This window comes from Mycobacterium colombiense (assembly GCF_001672755.1).
Classification (GTDB): domain Bacteria; phylum Actinomycetota; class Actinomycetes; order Mycobacteriales; family Mycobacteriaceae; genus Mycobacterium; species Mycobacterium colombiense_C.
Genome location: NZ_LZKI01000098.1, coordinates 39,558 through 58,468, shown reverse-complemented (window position 1 = coordinate 58,468; position 18,911 = coordinate 39,558). Strand labels below are relative to the sequence as shown.

15 protein-coding genes and 1 pseudogene are annotated in these 18,911 nt (G+C 67.8%); 13 read left to right on the top strand and 3 right to left on the bottom strand.

Features of this window, described 5'->3' with window-relative positions; all coding sequences use genetic code 11:
* Window positions 1-5: 5 nt before the first annotated feature.
* A complete protein-coding gene (gene modA / locus A5708_RS13940) occupies window positions 6-785 on the bottom strand; it encodes a molybdate ABC transporter substrate-binding protein (RefSeq protein WP_065029193.1) in 780 nt (259 codons plus the stop codon).
* Between the two features lie 182 nt (window positions 786-967).
* Between modA and A5708_RS13935 the strand changes: the two genes are divergently transcribed.
* The 3 genes from A5708_RS13935 to A5708_RS13925 all read left to right on the top strand — a co-directional run bounded on the left by A5708_RS13935 (window position 968) and on the right by A5708_RS13925 (window position 4,187).
* Entirely contained in the window at window positions 968-1,645 is a 678-nt protein-coding gene (locus tag A5708_RS13935) for an SDR family oxidoreductase (RefSeq protein ID WP_065029192.1), read from the top strand.
* 52 nt (window positions 1,646-1,697) lie between these two features.
* Entirely contained in the window at window positions 1,698-2,615 is a 918-nt protein-coding gene (locus tag A5708_RS13930; RefSeq protein ID WP_065029191.1) for an LLM class F420-dependent oxidoreductase, read from the top strand.
* Between the two features lie 186 nt (window positions 2,616-2,801).
* The gene (locus tag A5708_RS13925; RefSeq protein ID WP_065029190.1) at window positions 2,802-4,187 is read left to right on the top strand and encodes an NAD(P)/FAD-dependent oxidoreductase; all 1,386 of its coding nucleotides are present in this window, start codon (window positions 2,802-2,804) and stop codon (window positions 4,185-4,187) included.
* Window positions 4,188-4,257: 70 nt separating this feature from the next.
* Here A5708_RS13925 and A5708_RS13920 read toward each other — a convergent pair whose 3' ends face one another.
* Entirely contained in the window at window positions 4,258-4,686 is a 429-nt protein-coding gene (locus A5708_RS13920; RefSeq protein ID WP_419538328.1) for a PaaI family thioesterase, read from the bottom strand.
* A gap of 316 nt (window positions 4,687-5,002) precedes the next feature.
* Between A5708_RS13920 and A5708_RS13915 the strand changes: the two genes are divergently transcribed.
* The 5 genes and pseudogenes from A5708_RS13915 to A5708_RS26825 all read left to right on the top strand — a co-directional run.
* Window positions 5,003-5,422, top strand: coding sequence for a BlaI/MecI/CopY family transcriptional regulator (locus A5708_RS13915; protein ID WP_007771350.1), 420 nt, complete (start codon window positions 5,003-5,005; stop codon window positions 5,420-5,422).
* Between the two features lie 14 nt (window positions 5,423-5,436).
* Entirely contained in the window at window positions 5,437-6,387 is a 951-nt protein-coding gene (locus A5708_RS13910; RefSeq protein WP_065029189.1) for a M56 family metallopeptidase, read from the top strand.
* Between the two features lie 100 nt (window positions 6,388-6,487).
* Entirely contained in the window at window positions 6,488-7,957 is a 1,470-nt protein-coding gene (gene gndA, locus A5708_RS13905; protein WP_065029188.1) for an NADP-dependent phosphogluconate dehydrogenase, read from the top strand.
* A gap of 52 nt (window positions 7,958-8,009) precedes the next feature.
* Entirely contained in the window at window positions 8,010-9,446 is a 1,437-nt protein-coding gene (locus A5708_RS13900) for a GuaB1 family IMP dehydrogenase-related protein (RefSeq protein ID WP_065029187.1), read from the top strand.
* A 16-nt stretch (window positions 9,447-9,462) separates the two neighbouring features.
* Window positions 9,463-9,648 (top strand): annotated as a pseudogene (locus A5708_RS26825) (acyl-CoA dehydrogenase family protein); the annotation flags it as partial.
* Here A5708_RS26825 and A5708_RS13890 read toward each other — a convergent pair.
* Entirely contained in the window at window positions 9,615-10,232 is a 618-nt protein-coding gene (locus A5708_RS13890) for a GNAT family N-acetyltransferase (RefSeq protein ID WP_065029185.1), read from the bottom strand. The pseudogene A5708_RS26825 and the gene A5708_RS13890 overlap by 34 nt on opposite strands.
* A gap of 320 nt (window positions 10,233-10,552) precedes the next feature.
* Between A5708_RS13890 and A5708_RS13885 the strand changes: the two genes are divergently transcribed.
* From A5708_RS13885 to A5708_RS13865, 5 genes are all read left to right on the top strand, one after another.
* Entirely contained in the window at window positions 10,553-11,923 is a 1,371-nt protein-coding gene (locus tag A5708_RS13885) for a hemolysin family protein (protein WP_065029184.1), read from the top strand.
* Entirely contained in the window at window positions 11,920-12,960 is a 1,041-nt protein-coding gene (locus tag A5708_RS13880; protein ID WP_065029183.1) for a hemolysin family protein, read from the top strand. Before A5708_RS13885 ends, A5708_RS13880 begins: the two co-directional genes overlap by 4 nt.
* Before the next feature lie 281 nt (window positions 12,961-13,241).
* The gene (locus A5708_RS13875) at window positions 13,242-15,446 is read left to right on the top strand and encodes a malate synthase G (protein ID WP_065029182.1); all 2,205 of its coding nucleotides are present in this window, start codon (window positions 13,242-13,244) and stop codon (window positions 15,444-15,446) included.
* Between the two features lie 100 nt (window positions 15,447-15,546).
* A complete protein-coding gene (locus A5708_RS13870; protein WP_065029181.1) occupies window positions 15,547-17,664 on the top strand; it encodes a substrate-binding domain-containing protein in 2,118 nt (705 codons plus the stop codon).
* Between the two features lie 325 nt (window positions 17,665-17,989).
* Window positions 17,990-18,880, top strand: coding sequence for an oxygenase MpaB family protein (locus tag A5708_RS13865; protein ID WP_065029180.1), 891 nt, complete (start codon window positions 17,990-17,992; stop codon window positions 18,878-18,880).
* The last annotated feature ends 31 nt before the right edge of the window (window positions 18,881-18,911 follow it).

Below are 18,911 nucleotides of genomic sequence, written 5' to 3'. Positions count from 1 at the left end.
CGGCGTCAGGGTTTCGCGAAGCCGGCCTGGGCCAGGATCTGCTGCCCAGTCGGCGAGGTCACCAGGTCGACGAACTTCTGCGCCTGAGCGGCGAGCGGCGCCTTCTTCAGCACGCCGATGGGATAGACGTTCACCGCGCTGGCGGCCTCCGGGAAGTTCACGGTCGCGACCTTGCCGCCGGCCGACTTGGCGTCGGTGACGTAGACCAGCGCGGCGTCGGCCTGGCCGCTGGTGACCTTGTTGAGGGCGTCGGTCACGCTGAGTTCCTCGCTGACCGGGTTGAGGCGCACCCCGGTGCTCTCCTCGACGCGGTGGGTCGCCGCCCCGCACGGCACCGGCTGCTGGCAGGTCACCACGTTGAGGCCGGGCCGAGCCAGGTCGGCGAAGGAGCCGATCTTCTTCGGGTTGCCCGGCGCGGTGACGATGACCAGGGTGTTCGACGCGAAGTTCGTCGGGTTGCCGTTCAGCAGGCCGGCCTTGTTGACGGTGTCCATCTGCGCGGTGTCGGCCGACGCGAAGACGTCGGCCGTCGCGCCCTGCGTCAGCTGGGTCGCCAGGTCGGAGGAGCCGGCGAACTCGAAGTCGACGCCGACGCCCGGGTTCTGGTCCTTGAACCGCTGGCTGATCTGGGTGAACGACGGCTTGAGCGACGCCGCGGCGAACACCATGACCTTGCCGCCGGATGTCGACGAGGTCTGTGAGGAGGGCGACTTCGAACCGCACCCGATCGGGCCCGCCATCAGCACCGTCGAAACCACAGCGGCCAGGATCCCGATCCGACGCATGGATGCACCCTAGCCCGCCGATGATGCGGTCCGCTCGGCAGTGGAATCGCCGCAAGAAAGTGGCGGCCGAATAGTTACGCAAATGATCCGCGCGTCGCGCCGGCCAGAGTTTCGCCGATTAGCTACTGTCCAGTAACATATGTGGGACTTGATGCCATAACGCGCGTGAACACGAGGAGGTCATGGCAGTGGAGGTGCTGGTTACCGGCGGAGACACGGACCTGGGGCGCACGGTGGCCGAGAGCTTCCGCGATGACGGCCACAAAGTGACCCTCGTGGGCGCACGCAAGAGCGAACTGGAGATCGCCGCCAAGGAGCTCGAGGCCGAGGCGATCGTCTGCGACACCACCGATCCGGCCAGCCTCGAAGAGGCCCGTCCCCTGTTCCCGCACCATCTGGACACCATCGTCAACGTGCCGGCCCCCACCTGGGACGCCGGCGACCCGCGCACCTATTCGATCGCCGACACGGCCGGCGCCTGGCGCAATGCCCTTGACGCGACCGTGCTTTCGGCGGTGTTGACCGTGCAGGCCGTGGGTGATCACCTGCGCTCGGGCGGCTCCATCATCAGCCTGGTGCCCGAGAACCCGCCGGCGGGCAGCGCCGACGCCGCCATCAAGGCCACGCTGTCGAACTGGACCGCCGGGCAGGCAGGCATTTTCGGCACCCGCGGAATCACGGTCAACGTGGTGGCGAGTGGGCGCAGCGCGGAGGCCGGCTATGACGGGTTGTCGCGTACGCCGCCGCCGGTGGCCACGGAGGCCGCCCGGTTGGCGCTGTTCCTGACCACGTCGGCGGCCCGCCACATCACCGGCCAGACGCTGCACGTGAGTCACGGCGCGCTGGCTCGTTTCGCCTGAGGCGTAGCGCGCACCCTTCTCCCGGGCGAGACCGATCGCTACGGTAATTCTCGTGGCTATTCGACTCGGTCTGCAGATTCCCAACTTCTCCTACGGCACCGGGGTTGAGCAACTCTTCCCCACCGTCATCGCCCAGGCCCGCGAGGCCGAATCCGCCGGATTCGATTCGGTTTTCGTGATGGACCACTTCTACCAACTGCCGATGCTGGGATCGCCGGATCAGCCGATGCTGGAGGCCTACACCGCCCTGGGGGCGCTGGCCACCGCCACCGAGCGGGTGCAGCTGGGCACGTTGGTCACCGGCAACTCGTACCGCAACCCGTCCCTGCTCGCGAAGACCATCACCACGCTCGACGTGGTGAGCCAGGGCCGGGCGATCCTGGGGATCGGCACCGGCTGGTTCCAGCTCGAGCACGATCAGCTGGGCTTCGAATTCGGCACCTTCACCGACAGGTTCAACCGGCTCGACGAGGCCCTGCAGATCATCCTGCCGATGATCAAGGGCGAGCGGGCCACGTTCTCGGGCAAGTGGTACCAAACCAACGAGGCGTTCGCCAATCCCCGCTTCCGGGAACGCATTCCGCTGATGATCGGCGGCAGCGGCGAGAAGAAGACGATCCCGCTCGCCGCACGGCATTTCGACCACCTCAACGTGATCGCAGGGTTCGACGAGCTGCCACGCAAGCTGGACGCGGTGCGGCGGGCCTGCGACGAGGTGGGCCGCGATCCCGCCAGCCTGGAAACCAGCACGCTGACCACGGTGCTGATCGACGAAAACGCGAGCCTCGACCAGATTCCCGCCGAGATGACGCAGCGCATGGTGGTCGGCACGCCGGATTCGGTCGCCGATCAGATCAAGACCAAGGTGATCGACGCGGGCATCGACGGCGTGATCATCAACCTGCCCTTCTACACCCCCGGCGTCATCGAGGCGGCCGGAGCTGCGCTGCGTCCGCTCGTGGGGCTGTAGGGATTTCGGCACCTTTGCGGACCGGTCGGTCGAACATGACCAGTATCACGTTCAACGACCAGCAGTGATACTGGCGATGTGTTTGATTACACATGTTGCCAGCTAGGTTTGCGGGTATTCGCCTGACTAGCGTGGTGGCTAATCGCAGTCGCGCGTCCAGAAGCCCCCGTCAGGAGCAGCGGAAACATGAGCCCCCAGCCAGGTACCACAGCTGGACCGGAGCGCCGTCACCAGGTTGTCATCATCGGCTCCGGGTTCGGCGGACTGAACGCGGCAAAGAAACTCAGGCACGCCAACGTCGACATCAAACTGATCGCCCGGACGACGCACCACCTCTTCCAGCCGCTGCTCTACCAAGTGGCGACCGGCATTGTGTCCGAAGGCGATATCGCGCCGCCCACCCGCGTCGTGCTCCGCAGGCAGCGCAACGTTCAGGTGCTGCTCGGCGACGTCACCCACGTCGATCTGGAGGGCAAGTTCGTGGTGTCCGACCTGCTCGGGCACACCTACGACACTCCCTACGACAGCCTGATCATCGCCGCCGGCGCCGGCCAGTCGTATTTCGGCAACGACCATTTCGCCGAGTTTGCGCCCGGCATGAAGTCGATCGACGACGCCCTCGAGGTGCGAGGGCGCATCCTCAGCGCGTTCGAACAGGCCGAGCGGTCGCGCGATCCGGAACGGCGGGCCAAGCTGCTGACGTTCACCGTGATCGGGGCCGGCCCCACCGGCGTCGAAATGGCCGGGCAGATCGCGGAATTGGCGAGCTACACGCTGAAGGGCTCCTTCCGCCACATCGACTCGACGAAGGCGCGGGTGATCCTGCTCGATGCCGCGCCTGCCGTGCTGCCGCCGTTCGGCGACAAGCTCGGTCAGCGCGCGGCGGCCCGGCTGGAGAAGATGGGCGTGGAGATCCAGCTGGGTGCGATGGTCACCGATGTCGACCGCAACGGCATCACCGTGAAGGATTCCGACGGCACCGTCCGGCGCATCGAGTCGGCGTGCAAGGTGTGGTCCGCCGGCGTGTCCGCCAGCCCGCTGGGCCGCGACCTCGCGGATCAGTCGTCGGTCGAGCTGGACCGGGCCGGCCGCGTCAAGGTGCTGCCCGACCTGTCGGTCCCCGGCCACCCGAACGTGTTCGTCATCGGCGACCTGGCCGCGGTCGAAGGCGTGCCGGGCGTGGCGCAGGGCGCGATTCAGGGCGCCAAGTACGTCGCGAGCACCATCAAGGCCGAACTCGGCGGCGCCAACCCGGCCGACCGGGAGCCGTTCCAGTACTTCGACAAGGGCTCCATGGCCACGGTGTCGCGGTTCTCCGCGGTGGCCAAGATCGGCCCGGTGGAGTTCAGCGGCCTGTTCGCCTGGTTCGCCTGGCTGGTGTTGCACCTGGTCTACCTGGTCGGGTTCAAGACCAAGATCAGCACGCTGCTGTCCTGGACGGTGACGTTCCTGAGCACCCGCCGCGGCCAGCTGACCATCACCGAGCAGCAGGCGTTCGCCCGGACCCGGCTCGAACAGTTGGCGGTAGTCGCCGCGGAGGCCAAGCGGCCGGCGGCCAGGCGGGCCAGCTAGCCGATCGCCGCGACCAACCTCCAACACGGTTGCCGGACAACGCATTTCACCGCGGCCCCAGGTGGATTGATCAGCCCTCGCGAATTTCGAGATTCTGCAGCCGCACCTGACCGCGGGCGACCACCCGGTCGTCGCCGTCGGTGATGGTGACCAACCACAATTGCTGGCTACGGCCGCGGTGGATCGGCTCGACGGTGCCGTACACCATGCCGGAACCGATCGAGCGCAAAAAATCGGTGTTGTTGTTGACGCCCACCACATTTCCGCCGCCGCGGGTGGCCAGCCACGTGTAGGCGGCCACGCTGGCCATGCTCTCGATCATCGAGCAGTAAACGCCACCGTGAACCAAACCCATCGGCTGCAGCAGCTTGGGCGTGACCTCCAGCTGGGCCCGCGCGCCGTCGGGGCTGAGTTCGGTGAATTGCAGCCCGATCTCGCGGTCGAAGGGTGCGGCGAAGTCCGGCGGGAGGATCGTTTTCTGCGGCTCTGGCACGTCCATGTGTCTACACCATGGCCCCGGCACGCCCTCGCGGCGGATTCTGGACCGGAAAACGGCTGAGCCCCGTGCCTCGAAGGCACGGGGCTCGCCGATCGAGTAGACCGGGGGTCGCTGCAGCCCTCAGGACTCTCACACGGTCCGTTATCGCTCGACCCGATCAGCATAGGCAAGGCTGCCCTAACTTTGCAAGAGGTAGTGTTCTTCTTGTCCGCGGCGGGGCGCGCGGTGGCCGGCACAGTGATTTGTCAGCCTTTCGTACGACCGTCGGTAGTAAGCCGGAGTACGCTTGATTCGACGCTCAGGAGATGAACGAACTATGGCCAAACTGACTCGGCTGGGGGACCTGGAACGGGCCGTCATGGACCACCTCTGGTCCACGCCCGAGCCTCAGACCGTTCGCCAGGTCCATGAGGCGTTGTCGGCGCAGCGTGACCTGGCCTACACCACGATCATGACCGTGCTGCAAAGGTTGGCCAAGAAGAATCTCGTCTCCCAGATCCGCGACGACCGGGCGCACCGGTACGCGCCGGTGCACGGTCGCGACGAGCTGGTCGCCGGACTCATGGTGGACGCGCTGGCCCAGGCCGAGGATTCCGGCGGCCGTCAGGCCGCCCTGGTGCACTTCGTCGAACGCGTCGGGGCCGACGAGGCCGAGGCGCTGCGGCGCGCACTCGCCGAACTGGAAGCCAATCAACGCAATAACTCGCCATCTGCTGGCGCTGCACCGGAGGGCTGAGGGACACTAACTGTGTGTCCGCGCTGGCTTTCATCATTCTCGCGGTGCTACTGACCGGCCCGGTGCCGGCGATGTTGGCACGCGCGCGCTGGCCGCTGCGCGCTCCCCGCGCCGCGATGGTGCTCTGGCAAGCCGTCGCGCTGGCCGCGGTGCTGTCGGCGTTCAGCGCCGGCATCGCGATCGCCACCCGGTTGCTGGTGCCCGGCCGCGACGGGCGCCCCACGACCAGCATCCTCGGCGCCGCTGATCGCCTCGGCTGGCCGCTGTGGACGGTCTACGTCAGCGTTTTCACCCTGACCGTGCTGGTCGGCGCCCGGTTGATGGTCGCGGTGGTCCGGGTGGCCATCGCCAACCGGAAAAGACGGGCCCACCACCGCATGGTGGTGGACCTGGTCGGGGTCGGCCACGGCGCGGCGCTGTCCCAGCCCTGCGCCCGCACGCGCGATCTCCGCGTGCTCGACGTGCCGCAACCGCTCGCCTACTGCCTGCCCGGCGTGCGCAGCCGGGTGGTGGTCAGCGAGGGAACGCTGAAGGCACTCGCCGACGCCGAGGTCGAGGCAATCCTCACCCACGAGCGCGCCCACCTGCGGGCGCGGCACGACCTGGTGCTGGAAGCCTTCACCGCGGTGCATGCCGCTTTCCCGCGGCTGGTCCGCAGCGCCAACGCGCTCGGCGCGGTCCAGCTTCTGGTCGAGTTGCTCGCGGACGACGCGGCGGTCCGCGCCGCGGGTCGCACTCCCCTGGCCAGGGCGCTGGTCGCGTGCGCATCGGGGCGGGCCCCGTCGGGCGCGCTCGCGGCGGGCGGCCCCAGCACGGTGGTCAGAGTGCGCCGCCTGGGCGGACGCGGCAACAGCCCGCTGCTGTCGGCGGCCGCATACCTGGCCGCGGTGGCGGTGTTCGTGGTGCCCACCATCGCGCTGGCCGTGCCGTGGCTCACCGAGCTGGAGCGCTTGTTCAACCTCTGACGCAGCCGCGGGCCGATCACCCCGGACGCCCAACTGTTCGCTGTGCCACAGTGTCACCGAAAGCTTTTCGGAAGAGTTCTCCAAATTGAGAGGCGAAAACATGAGTTCGTCGGATGCCCCCTCGAGTTCCAAGACCGGCACCGCACAGATCGGCGTCACGGGCCTGGCCGTCATGGGATCGAACCTCGCCCGCAACTTCGCCCACCACGGCTACACCGTGGCGCTGCACAACCGCTCGATCGCCAAAACCGATGCGCTGCTCAAAGAGCACGGCGACGAGGGCAACTTCGTCCGCTCCGAGACGATCGAGGAATTTCTGGACGCGCTGGAGAAGCCGCGCCGGGTGATCATCATGGTCAAGGCGGGCGACCCCACCGACGCCGTCATCAACGAGCTCGCCGACGCCATGGAATCCGGCGACATCATCATCGACGGCGGCAACGCGCTCTACACCGACACCATCCGCCGCGAGAAGGCGATCCGCGAGCGGGGCCTGCACTTCGTCGGCGCAGGCATCTCCGGCGGTGAGGAGGGCGCGCTCAACGGCCCGTCGATCATGCCGGGCGGCCCGGCCGAGTCGTACAAATCGCTGGGCCCGCTGCTCGAGGAGATCTCCGCACACGTCGACGGCGTGCCGTGCTGCACCCACATCGGCCCCGACGGCGCAGGTCACTTCGTCAAGATGGTGCACAACGGCATCGAGTACTCCGACATGCAGCTGATCGGCGAGGCCTACCAGCTGTTGCGCGACGGCCTGGGCAAGACCGCTCCCGAGATCGCCGACGTGTTCGCCGAGTGGAACAAGGGCGACCTGGACAGCTTCCTGATCGAGATCACCGCGCAGGTGCTGCGCCAGACCGATGCCAAGACGGGCAAGCCGCTGGTCGACCTCATCCTCGACGAGGCCGAGCAGAAGGGCACGGGACGCTGGACCGTGAAATCGGCGCTCGATCTCGGTGTGCCGGTGACCGGTATCGCCGAGGCGGTGTTCGCCCGCGCGCTGTCCGGCTCGGTCGCCCAGCGCAAGGCCACCACCGGCCTGGCCTCCGGACACCTCGGCGAGAAGCCAAGCGACGCAACCCAATTCATCGACGACGTGAGCAAGGCGCTGTATGCCTCGAAGATCATCGCCTACGCGCAGGGCTTCAACCAGATCCAGGCGGGCAGCGCCGAGTACGACTGGGGCATCACGCCCGGCGACATGGCGACGATCTGGCGCGGCGGGTGCATCATTCGGGCGAAATTCCTCAACCGGATCAAGGAGGCGTTCGACGAGAATCCCGACCTGCCGACCCTGATCGTGGCGCCCTACTTCCGCAGTGCCATCGAGGAATCCATCGACAGCTGGCGTCGCGTGGTGGTGAAGGCCACCGAACTCGGCATCCCGATCCCCGGCTTCGCCTCCGCGCTGTCCTATTACGACGCGCTGCGCACCGAGCGGCTGCCGGCGGCACTCACCCAGGGCTTGCGGGACTTCTTCGGCGCACACACCTACGGCCGCATCGACGACGACCCGGACAAGCGCTTCCACACACTGTGGAGCGGAGACCGCTCCGAAGTGCCCGCGTAGCCGGGCGACACCAGAGGGCGCGAAGGGGGCTTGAGTTGGTGGGGCGACTGCGATGAGGTTTCTCGACGGGCACAGACCCGCATACGACCTGACGTACAACGACGTGTTCGTGATGCCGAACCGCTCGGAGATCGCGTCCCGCTTTGACGTCGACCTGTCCACCGGTGACGGCTCGGGCACCACGATCCCGGTGGTCGTCGCCAACATGACCGCGGTGGCGGGCCGGCGGATGGCCGAAACCGTCGCGCGGCGTGGCGGACTCGTCATCTTGCCGCAGGATCTGCCGATCACCGCGGTGCAGCAGACGGTCGAGTTCGTCAAGAGTCGCGACCTGGTTCTGGACACCCCGGTGGTGCTCGGACCCGACGACTCGGTGTCCGACGCGACGGCCCTGATCCACAAGCGTGCGCACGGTGTCGCGGTGGTCGCCTTCGAGGGCCGTCCCCTGGGCCTGGTGAGCGAATCGTCGTGCCTGGGGGTGGATCGCTTCACCCGCGTGCGCGACGTCGCGATGACCGACTTCGTCACCGCGCCGGTGGGAACCGAGCCGCGCAAGGTCTTCGACCTGCTCGAGCAGTCATCCATCGGTGTCGCGGTCGTGACGAACGCCGACGGCACGCTGGCCGGCGTGCTGACCCGCACCGGCGCCATCCGTGCGGGCCTGTACACCCCGGCCGTCGACGCGCGGGGCCGGCTGCGGATAGGCGCGGCCATCGGCATCAACGGCGACGTCGGGGACAAGGCGCGATCGCTGGTCGAGGCCGGCATCGACCTGCTGGTCATCGACACGGCGCACGGACATCAGGTCAAGACGATCGAGGCGATCCGGACGGTCGCGGGGCTGCAGCTGGGCGTTCCGCTGGCGGCGGGCAACGTCGTCTCGGCGGAGGGCACCCGCGACCTGCTCGGCGCCGGGGCGAACATCGTCAAGGTCGGCGTCGGACCGGGCGCGATGTGCACCACCCGGATGATGACCGGCGTCGGGCGCCCGCAATTCTCCGCTGTCGTCGAATGTTCTTCGGCAGCAAGGGAATTAGGCGGACATGTGTGGGCCGACGGCGGTATCCGGCATCCCCGGGACGTGGCGCTGGCGCTGGCCGCCGGGGCATCCAACGTGATGATCGGGTCGTGGTTCGCCGGCACGTACGAGTCGCCCGGCGACCTGATGCGTGACCGCGAGGACCAGCCGTACAAGGAGAGCTACGGCATGGCCTCCAAACGGGCGGTGGTCGCGCGCAGCGGGGCGGAGACCGCGTTCGATCGGGCTCGCAAGGCGCTGTTCGAGGAAGGCATTTCGACGTCCCGGATGGGGCTGGATCCCGCCCGCGGCGGTGTCGAAGATCTGCTCGACCACATCACCTCGGGCGTGCGCAGCACCTGCACCTATGTCGGCGCGGCCAACCTGGCGCAGCTGTACGACCGGGTCGTGGTCGGCGTGCAGTCCACCGCCGGCTTCGCCGAGGGGCATCCGCTGCCGCAGGGCTGGTGACACGCTGGGGTAAGCCTGCATGCACATTTTCGGCGGGTCGGGATATCTCGTCGATGAGACGCCGCCGGGCTCATGGTGGCGCGACATGAAGCCGGCCCGCGTCGGTGGCGGCACCGACGCGGTGCTGTGGGAGTTGGTGGCAGCCGGGATGGCGCCCGACTACAGCGGCTACGAATCGGTGATCGGCGCCTCGAGCGCGTAGAGCGCCATGCGCCGGTTCGTCGTGTCGTGCTCGCCGAGAAACTTGCATCCGGCGTACTCGCACAGCCGGCGCGCGGTGGTGTTGCGGTGATCGGGGTCGAACATGATCCGCCGGCACCGCGGCTCCGCCGAGAAGACGCTGGCCACGATCCGGGGCAACAGCATCGGGCCCAGGCCGCGGTTCACCAGGTTCAGATCGGCGATGGCGGCGTGCAGCCCCAGGTCATAGGGCTCGGCGTCGTAGTACCGGGATATCAGATCCTTTGCGCCCCAATAGAGTTCGAGGTAGGCGCGCGGTATGCCCCGCAAGCTGCCGAGCAACGGCAGCGAATACGTCCCGTCCAGCTGGGCGCTCAGGTGCTGTCGCCACCGGGGCGCCGGCCAGTCGTATTCCCACGCCTGCGCCAAATGCGGGCGGTTCATCCACTCGGTCACCCTGTCCGCGTCCTCGAGCCGCGCCACGCGCATACCGAACGGTGGATCGAGGGTGGGAACCGGTGGGCGGGGAATGCGCGCTACCTCGTCGGGAATGTCGAAGCGTTCGCGCGGGAGGACCTGAATGGACGGCGTCTGAGCGTCGGGCATAGTGCGCAGAGCGTACCTGAGTAAGGTTAGCCATACTTTAGTTGGCCCGGGTCGGCCGCGGATTCGAACGATCGAGCCCGTAGCCAGGGCCGGGCAGCGCCGCACGCCCGCGGCCCGGGCTAGCATATGACAGCAAAGACGGCCGCAACCGCGGCCGGTCAGCCACCAGGCAGCGAAAGGATCGACGTGCCGCAGGCACCCGTGCCAGCCATCGGCTTGCGGGCGCACGGGCCGTCAGCCGAATCGCCCGATGCGGAGCCTCCTTCCGCGCCGTCTCCGCTCATCAAGCCGTTCCCCTCGGCCGGCCGGCGGCGTCGTTCATGAACGTCACCGTCACCGTGATCAGCGTTGTGGCGATCGCGGTGCTCATCCTCGGCAACGCCGTCTTCGTCGCCGCGGAGTTCTCGCTGACCACCCTGGACCGCAGCGCGGTCGAGGCCAACGCGCGTGGCGGCGGACGCCGCGACCGCTGGATCCGTCACGCGCACCACCGGCTGTCGTTTCAGCTGTCGGGCGCACAGCTGGGTATCTCGATCACCACGCTGGCGGCCGGTTACCTGACCGATCCGATGGTGGAGGACTTGCCGCACCCGTGGCTGGATGCGATCGGCATACCCGACAGGGTCGGCGACGCGATCATGGCCTTCCTGGTGCTGGTGATCGTGACATCGGTGTCGATGGTGTTCGGCGAGCTGGTTCCCAAGTACCTGGCGGTGGCGCGCCCGCTGTCGGCGGCCCGCGCCGTCGTGAGCGCCCAGCTGTTGTTCTCGCTGCTGCTCACGCCGGCGATCCGGCTGACCAACGGGGCGGCGAACTGGATCGTGCGCCGGCTCGGCGTCGAACCGGCCGAAGAGCTGCGCTCGGCCCGGTCCCCGCAGGAGCTGTTGTCGCTGGTGCGTTCGTCGGCGCGCAGCGGCGCCCTGGACGCCGCGACGGCGGCCCTGGTGCGGCGCTCGTTGCAGTTCGGCGCCCTGAGCGCCGAAGAGCTGATGACGCCCCGGTCCAAGATCGTGGCCCTGCAGACCGACGACACGGTCGCCGACCTGGTGACCACGGCCGCCGAGTCCGGGTTTTCCCGCTTCCCGATCGTCGACGGCGACCTCGACGAGACGGTCGGCATCGTGCACGTCAAGCAGGTGTTCGCCATCCCGCGAACCGAACGCGCCCGCACTCGGCTGATCACGGTGGCCCAACCCGTTCCGAACGTGCCGTCAACCCTGGACGGCGACGCGGTGATGGCCGAGATCCGCGCCAACAACCTACAAACCGCGCTGGTCGTCGACGAATACGGCGGCACCGCCGGCATGGTGACCGTCGAGGACCTGATCGAGGAGATCGTGGGCGACGTCCGCGACGAGCACGACGACGCGACTCCGGACGTGGTGCCCGCCGGCTCCGGCTGGCGGGTCTCGGGCCTGCTGCGCATCGACGAGGTGGCCGCGGCCACCGGCTTTCGGGCACCCGAAGGCCCCTACGAGACCATCGGCGGGCTGGTGCTGCGCGAGATCGGTCACATCCCGGTGGCCGGCGACACGGTCAAGCTGCCCGCGCTGGACTCCGACGGCCTACTGGACGCGGTGACGCGTTGGCAGGCAACGGTGATCCGGATGGATGGCCGCCGGATCGACCTGCTCGAGCTGATCGAAGTGGGCAGTCACGGTGACGTTCCCGCGACCGGGGCGCACCGATGAGCGACACCATGGGCCTGCTGGTGGCCTGCCTGTTGATCGGGGTGAACGCGTTCTTCGTCGGGGCGGAGTTCTCGCTGATCTCGGCACGGCGTGACCGCCTCGAGGCGCTGGCCGAACAGGGTAAGGCGGCCGCGGTCACGGTGATCCGCGCGGGAGAGCAACTGCCGGCCATGCTGGCCGGTGCCCAGTTGGGCGTCACCGCCGCGTCCCTGCTGCTCGGGCGGATCGGCGAGTCGGCCGTGTCCAATCTGTTGCGAACGGCGTTGGGGCTCACGGGAATTCACCCGACGCTGCTGCACACGTTGTCGTTCGCAATCGCGCTGGCCATCGTGGTGACGCTGCACGTGCTGCTGGGCGAGATGGTGCCGAAGAACATCGCGCTGGCCGGGCCGGAACGCACCGCGATGCTGCTGGTCCCGCCGTATCTGGCCTACGTGCGGGCGGCCCGGCCGTTCATCGTGTTCTACAACAAGTGCGCCAACCTGGTGGTGCGCGCGTTCGGCGTCGAACCCAAGGAAGAGCTGGAGATCACAGTCTCCCCCGTCGAGCTCAGCGAGATGATCGCCGAATCGGAGTCCGAGGGCTTGCTGGACCGCGAGGAACGCACCCGGCTCACCCGGGCGCTGCAAATTCGCCACCGCGTGGTCGGTGACGTGGCGGTGCCGCTCGCCGGCGTGCACGCGGTACCGGTCGCCGCGGCGGGCTCGGGCCCCACGGTCGGGGCGGTCGAGCAGGCCCTGGCCCAGACCGGCTACTCGCGGTTCCCGGTGGCCAGCGTCGGCGGCGTCTTCCTCGGATATCTGCACATCAAGGACGTGCTGACCCTCGATGACGATCCGCAGACGGTGATCGATCTGGCGAAGGTGCGCCCGCTGCCGCGGCTGTCCCAATCGCTGCCGCTGGCCGATGCCCTGTCCCGGATGCGCCGCAGCAACAGCCATCTGGCGCTGGTGACCGACGAAAACGGGGTGGTGGTGGCCATGGTGGCCATGGAAGACCTGGTTGAAGACCTCGTCGGCACGATGCGCGACGCGTAGCGGCACTGGCCGGCCGGGACGACTATGCGCAGCCCGTATGATCTTTCACGGCTACCAGTTAAGAAAGTGCTGGAGGGCGCGGCACCGTTGGACGCGAAACATGCGTTGCTGGAAACAGATCCCGGTGCTCGCCGCAGCGTCGTTCTTGAAGCTGTCAGCGCGGTCTGACCTGCGCCTGCCGGGTCGGGCGAATAACGCTCACCAGGCTGCGCTCGGTAGGCTTATGGCATTGCCAATCTGGCCCGACGATGGTCCGGTGCGGCCCATGACGGAGGAGAATCATGACTGATCGCGTGTCGGCGGGGAACTTGCGCGTCGCCCGAGTGCTCTATGACTTCGTGAACAACGAGGCCTTGCCCGGCACCGACATCGACCCGGACAGCTTCTGGGCGGGCGTCGACAAGGTGGTCACCGACCTCACCCCCAAGAACCAGGACTTGCTGCGCCGGCGCGACGAGCTGCAGGCCCAGATCGACAAGTGGCACCGGCAGCGTGTCATCGAGCCGCTCGACATCGAGGCGTACCGCGAGTTCCTCACCGAAATCGGTTATCTACAGCCCGAACCCGCGGACTTCACCATCACCACCTCCGGCGTGGACGACGAGATCACCACGACCGCAGGCCCGCAGCTGGTGGTGCCGGTGCTCAACGCGCGGTTCGCGCTGAACGCCGCGAACGCGCGGTGGGGCTCGCTCTACGACGCGCTGTACGGCACCGACGTCATCCCCGAGGATGACGGCGCCGAGAAGGGCACCAGCTACAACCAGGTGCGCGGCGACAAGGTGATCGCCTACGCGCGCAAATTCCTGGACCAGGCCGTGCCGCTGGAATCCGGGTCGTGGGCCGACGCGACGGGACTCAGTGTCGACGACGGACAGCTCAAGGTCGCGACCGCCGACGGCTCCGTCGGCCTGGCCGACCCGGAGAAGTTCGCCGGCTACACCGGCGAGCTCGGCTCCCCCAACTGGTCGGTGTTGCTGGTCAACCACGGCCTGCACATCGAAATCCTGATCGACCCGGAATCGCCGATCGGCAAGACCGACTCCGCGGGCATCAAGGACGTCGTCCTGGAATCGGCGATCACCACGATCATGGACTTCGAGGACTCGGTGGCCGCCGTCGACGCCGACGACAAGGTGCTCGGCTACCGCAACTGGCTCGGGCTGAACAAGGGCGATCTGTCCGAAGACGTCAAAAAGGACGGCAAGACCTTCACCCGGGTGCTCAACGAGGACCGCACCTACACCACACCCGACGGCGAGGGCGAACTGGTTCTGCCCGGCCGTAGCCTGCTGTTCGTCCGCAACGTCGGTCACCTGATGACCAACGACGCGATCGTCTGGAGCGAAGGCGACGAAGAGAAAGAGGTGTTCGAGGGCATCATGGATGCGCTGTTCACCGGCCTGACCGCGATCCACGGGCTCAAGACCGGTGACTCCAACGGCCCGCTGGCCAACAGCCGCACCGGGTCCATCTACATCGTCAAGCCCAAGATGCACGGACCCGACGAGGTCGCCTACACCTGCGAGCTGTTCAGCCGCGTCGAAGACGTGCTCGGGCTGCCGCAGGGCACCCTCAAGGTCGGCATCATGGACGAGGAGCGGCGCACCACCGTCAACCTCAAGGCCTGCATCAAAGCGGCGGCCGACCGCGTCGTGTTCATCAACACCGGCTTCCTGGACCGCACCGGCGACGAAATCCACACCTCGATGGAGGCCGGGCCGATGATCCGCAAGGGTGCGATGAAGAACAGCACCTGGATCAAGGCCTACGAGGACGCCAACGTCGACATCGGTCTGGCGGCCGGCTTCAAGGGCAAGGCCCAGATCGGTAAGGGCATGTGGGCGATGACCGAGCTGATGGCCGACATGGTCGAGCAGAAGATCGGCCAGCCGAAGGCCGGGGCGACCACCGCGTGGGTGCCCTCACCGACGGCGGCCACCCTGCACGCGATGCACTACCACTACGTCGACGTGGGCGCCGTGCAGGAGGAGCTCGCGGGTAAGAAGCGCACCAAGATCGAGGAGTTGCTGACCATCCCGCTGGCCAAGGAGCTGGCCTGGGCTTCCGAGGAGATCCGCGAAGAGGTCGACAACAACTGCCAGTCCATCCTGGGCTACGTGGTGCGCTGGGTCGCCCAGGGCGTCGGCTGCTCGAAGGTGCCCGACATCCACGACGTGGCACTGATGGAAGACCGTGCCACGCTGCGGATCTCGAGCCAGCTGCTGGCCAACTGGCTGCGCCACGGGGTGATCACCGAGCAGGACGTGCGGGCCAGCCTGGAGCGGATGGCCCCACTGGTCGACGAGCAGAACGCCAAGGACGCGGCGTACCTGCCGATGGCGCCGAACTTCGACGACAGCCTGGCCTTCCTGGCCGCACAGGATCTGATCCTGACCGGAACGCAGCAACCCAACGGTTACACCGAGCCGATCCTGCATCGCCGTCGGCGTGAGGCCAAGGCACACGCCGCGCAATCGAATTGAGCCTGCGCTCAAATCGGGTTCGAACGTGTAATAGTGCCGGCGATGACTAAAATCGGCGCCGGGTTAACGATGGATCGACGGAAAGGCCGCGGGCACTGCTATGGGTAGGCACAGTGCGCCCGACCCTGACGACTTCCTTGAGGAGCCATCTCGCGACGACGTCGTCGACGAGCCGTCTCGCGGTGACGATGCGGGACACCGCCACCGGGACGCCGGCGACGAGGAAGCCGACCTGTACTCGGACGAGGGTGACTATTCGGACGAGGGCGACTACTCGGACGAGGGTGACTACGCCGACGAACGTCGCCATCCCGACGACGGGCGATTCACGGCGGACGACGATCTCTACGCGGCCGAGGATTCGTTCGTAGACAGCGCCGCTGACGACTACCCGGAGTTTCCGTCGCGGCCCGCTGCCGCGCCGAGCCCGGAGCCCCCGGCCTCGACACCGTCGCTCTTCCGGGGCGGGCATCGTGGGCTCGCCGATCGGCTGGGTGGTCACCGCAGCGAGGGCGGCCGCCGCGGCGTCAGCATCGGCGTGATCGTGGCGCTGGTCGCGGTCGTCGTCGTGGTGGGATCGGTGATCCTGTGGAGCTTCTTCGGTGACGCGCTGTCCAAGCGATCACACACGGCGGCGGGACGCTGCTCGGGCGGCCAGGAGACGGTGGCCGTCGTCGCAGACCCGTCGATCGCCGATTCCGTTCAGCAATTCGCGGAAAGCTACAACAAATCCGCCGGGCCGATCGGTGACCACTGCATGGTGGTGAGCGTCAAGCCGGCCAACTCCGACGCCGTGCTCAACGGCTTCATCGGCAAGTGGCCCGCGGAATTGGGCGGCCAACCGGCGCTGTGGATTCCGGGCAGCTCGATCTCGGCCGCACGGCTCGCCGGGGCGACGGCGCAGAAGACCGTCACCGAGAGCCATTCGCTGGTCACCTCGCCGGTGGTGCTGGCCATCCGCCCCCAACTCGCCCCGGCCCTGTCCAACCAGAACTGGGCGGCGCTGCCCGGGCTGCAAAACAACCCGAATGCGTTGGCCGGGTTGAACTTACCCGCGTGGGGCTCGTTGCGCCTGGCGCTGCCGATGAGCGGCAACGGTGACGCATCGTTTCTGGCCGGAGAGGCGGTGGCGGCCGCGTCGGTACCGCCCGGCGCGCCGGTGACGCAGGGCACCGGCGCGGTGCGCAGCCTGCTGAGCGGGCAACCCAAGCTGGCCGACAGCTCGCTCAACGAGGCGATGAACACGCTGCTGAAGCCCGGCGACCCCGCGACCGCGCCGGTGCATGCGGTCGTCACCACCGAGCAGCAGCTGTTCCAGCGCGGCCAATCGTTGCCAGACGCCAAGGGCGCCTTGGGGTTCTGGCTGCCACCCGGCTCCGCCGCGGTGGCCGACTACCCCACCGTGCTGCTCAGTGGTTCCTGGCTCAGCCGGGAACAGGCCTCGGCGGCCAGCGAGTTCTCGCGTTTCATGCACAAGTCCGATCAGCTGGCCAAGCTGGCGAAGGCCGGTTTCCGCGTCAACGGGGTCAAACCGCCCAGCAGTCCGGTCACCGACTTCCCGGCGCTGCCGGCCGCGCTGTCGGTGGGCGATGAGCCGATGCGGGCCACCCTCGCCGAGGCGATGGCGAGCCCGTCGAGCGGGCAGGCCACGACCATCATGCTCGACCAGTCGATGCCCGGCCAGGAAGGCGGAAAGTCCCGGCTGGCCAACGTGATCGGGGCGCTGCAGGACAAGATCAAGGCGCTGCCCGGCACCGCCGTGGTCGGGTTGTGGACGTTCGACGGCCACGAGGGCCGCTCCGAGGTGGCGAGCGGGCCGCTGTCCGACGCGGTCAACGGCCAGCCGCGTTCGGCCGCGCTGACCACCGCGCTGGACAAGCAGTACTCGTCGGGCGGCGGCGCGGTGTCCTTCACCACGCTGCGGATGCTCTACCAGGATATGCAGACCAACTACCATGCGGGACAGACGAATTCGATACTGTTGATCACCGCGGGACCGCACACGGACCAGACGCTGGACGGGCCGGGGCTGCAGGACTTCATCCGCAAGAGCGCCGATTCGGCCAAACCCATCGCGGTGAACGTCATCGACTTCGGAGCCGACCCGGACCGGGCGACCTGGGAAGCGGTCGCCCAGCTCAGTGGCGGTAGCTATCAGAATCTCGCGACGTCGGCGTCCCCCGATCTCGCGTCGGCGATCAACGCCTTTCTGAGCTGACGGCGCGAGTCGGCGCCGCCCGGTGTTGACCATGGGCCGGCGCGGTCCGTGATAGGTAAATTGCTTTCGTCTACCGGCGGTGATGGCCCGGCGGTGCCGGACGCTCGCGGAATCTGCAGGTTGGACGCGACGAAAGACACGGCTGCCATGCCGATCCCGACTGAATCTCTCGCCGTCCCTATCAAACGGCGACGGTCTGTGCCAGACTCGACGATAGAAATAGCTTCAATTTCTATCAGGGCGTGGGAAGTGGTCGAGATGTCCGCCGGCGGCGCAACGGGCAGACACCCGAATCCATTCGGGGTCGATCCAGGAAGGCGGCGACGTGGCCCATCCGCTACCCACTGATCCCGAACTCCCACCCGTCCCGCCGGATCGGCGCGCCGAGCGGGCGGACACCGATTCCGTCAACACGTCGTTTCTGGCCGAGGAGATGTCGCCCTGGCTGACCCCGGCCTATGGTGCGGCGAATGTCGTGATGCAGCTGGCGAATGCGGGCGTGGCCTACGGCGTGATGGAGAGCAAGGTCGACAGCGGCAACCTGCATAAGCACCCGTTCAAACGGGCCCGCACCACGTTCACCTACATCGCGGTGGCCATCGGCGGAAATGCCGAGGATCGCAGGGTGTATCGGGAAGCGGTCAACGCCGCACACGTCCCGGTGCGGTCCGGTCCGCAAAGCCCGGTGCGCTACAACGCGTTCGACCCCGCGCTGCAACTCTGGGTGGCGTCCTGCATGGCCGCGGTCTTCGAGGACACCCGCAGGCTGCGGGGCGGCCGGTCCCGCCACGACCCCGAAACGATTCACCGGGCCGCGTCGGTGTTCGCGACCACACTGCAGGTGCCGCCCGAAATGTGGCCCGCCGATCGGGCGGCCGCGGACCGGTACTGGCAGCAGCAACTCGACCGACTCGACTTCGACGAACGCATGCGCGGGTATCTGATCGGCATCGCGCGGCTGAAGTTCCTTCCCGCGCCCATCCCGGCACTGTTCGGCGGCTGGAACCTGTTCATGACGCTCGGCTACCTGCCGGCGCAACTGCGCGACAAGCTCGGATTCGGCTGGTCGGACGTGCAGCAACGCCGATTCGACCGCTGGCAGCGTGTCCTCGGTGTGCTGGACCTGTTCACGCCGCGGTTCTTGATGCGGCTGGGTGTGCAGGCGCTGGTGTGGGACATGCGGTTGCGCCGCATCACCGGGGCAACCGTGGTGTGACCTGAACTCTCGCCATCAAAGGAGGAGCGGC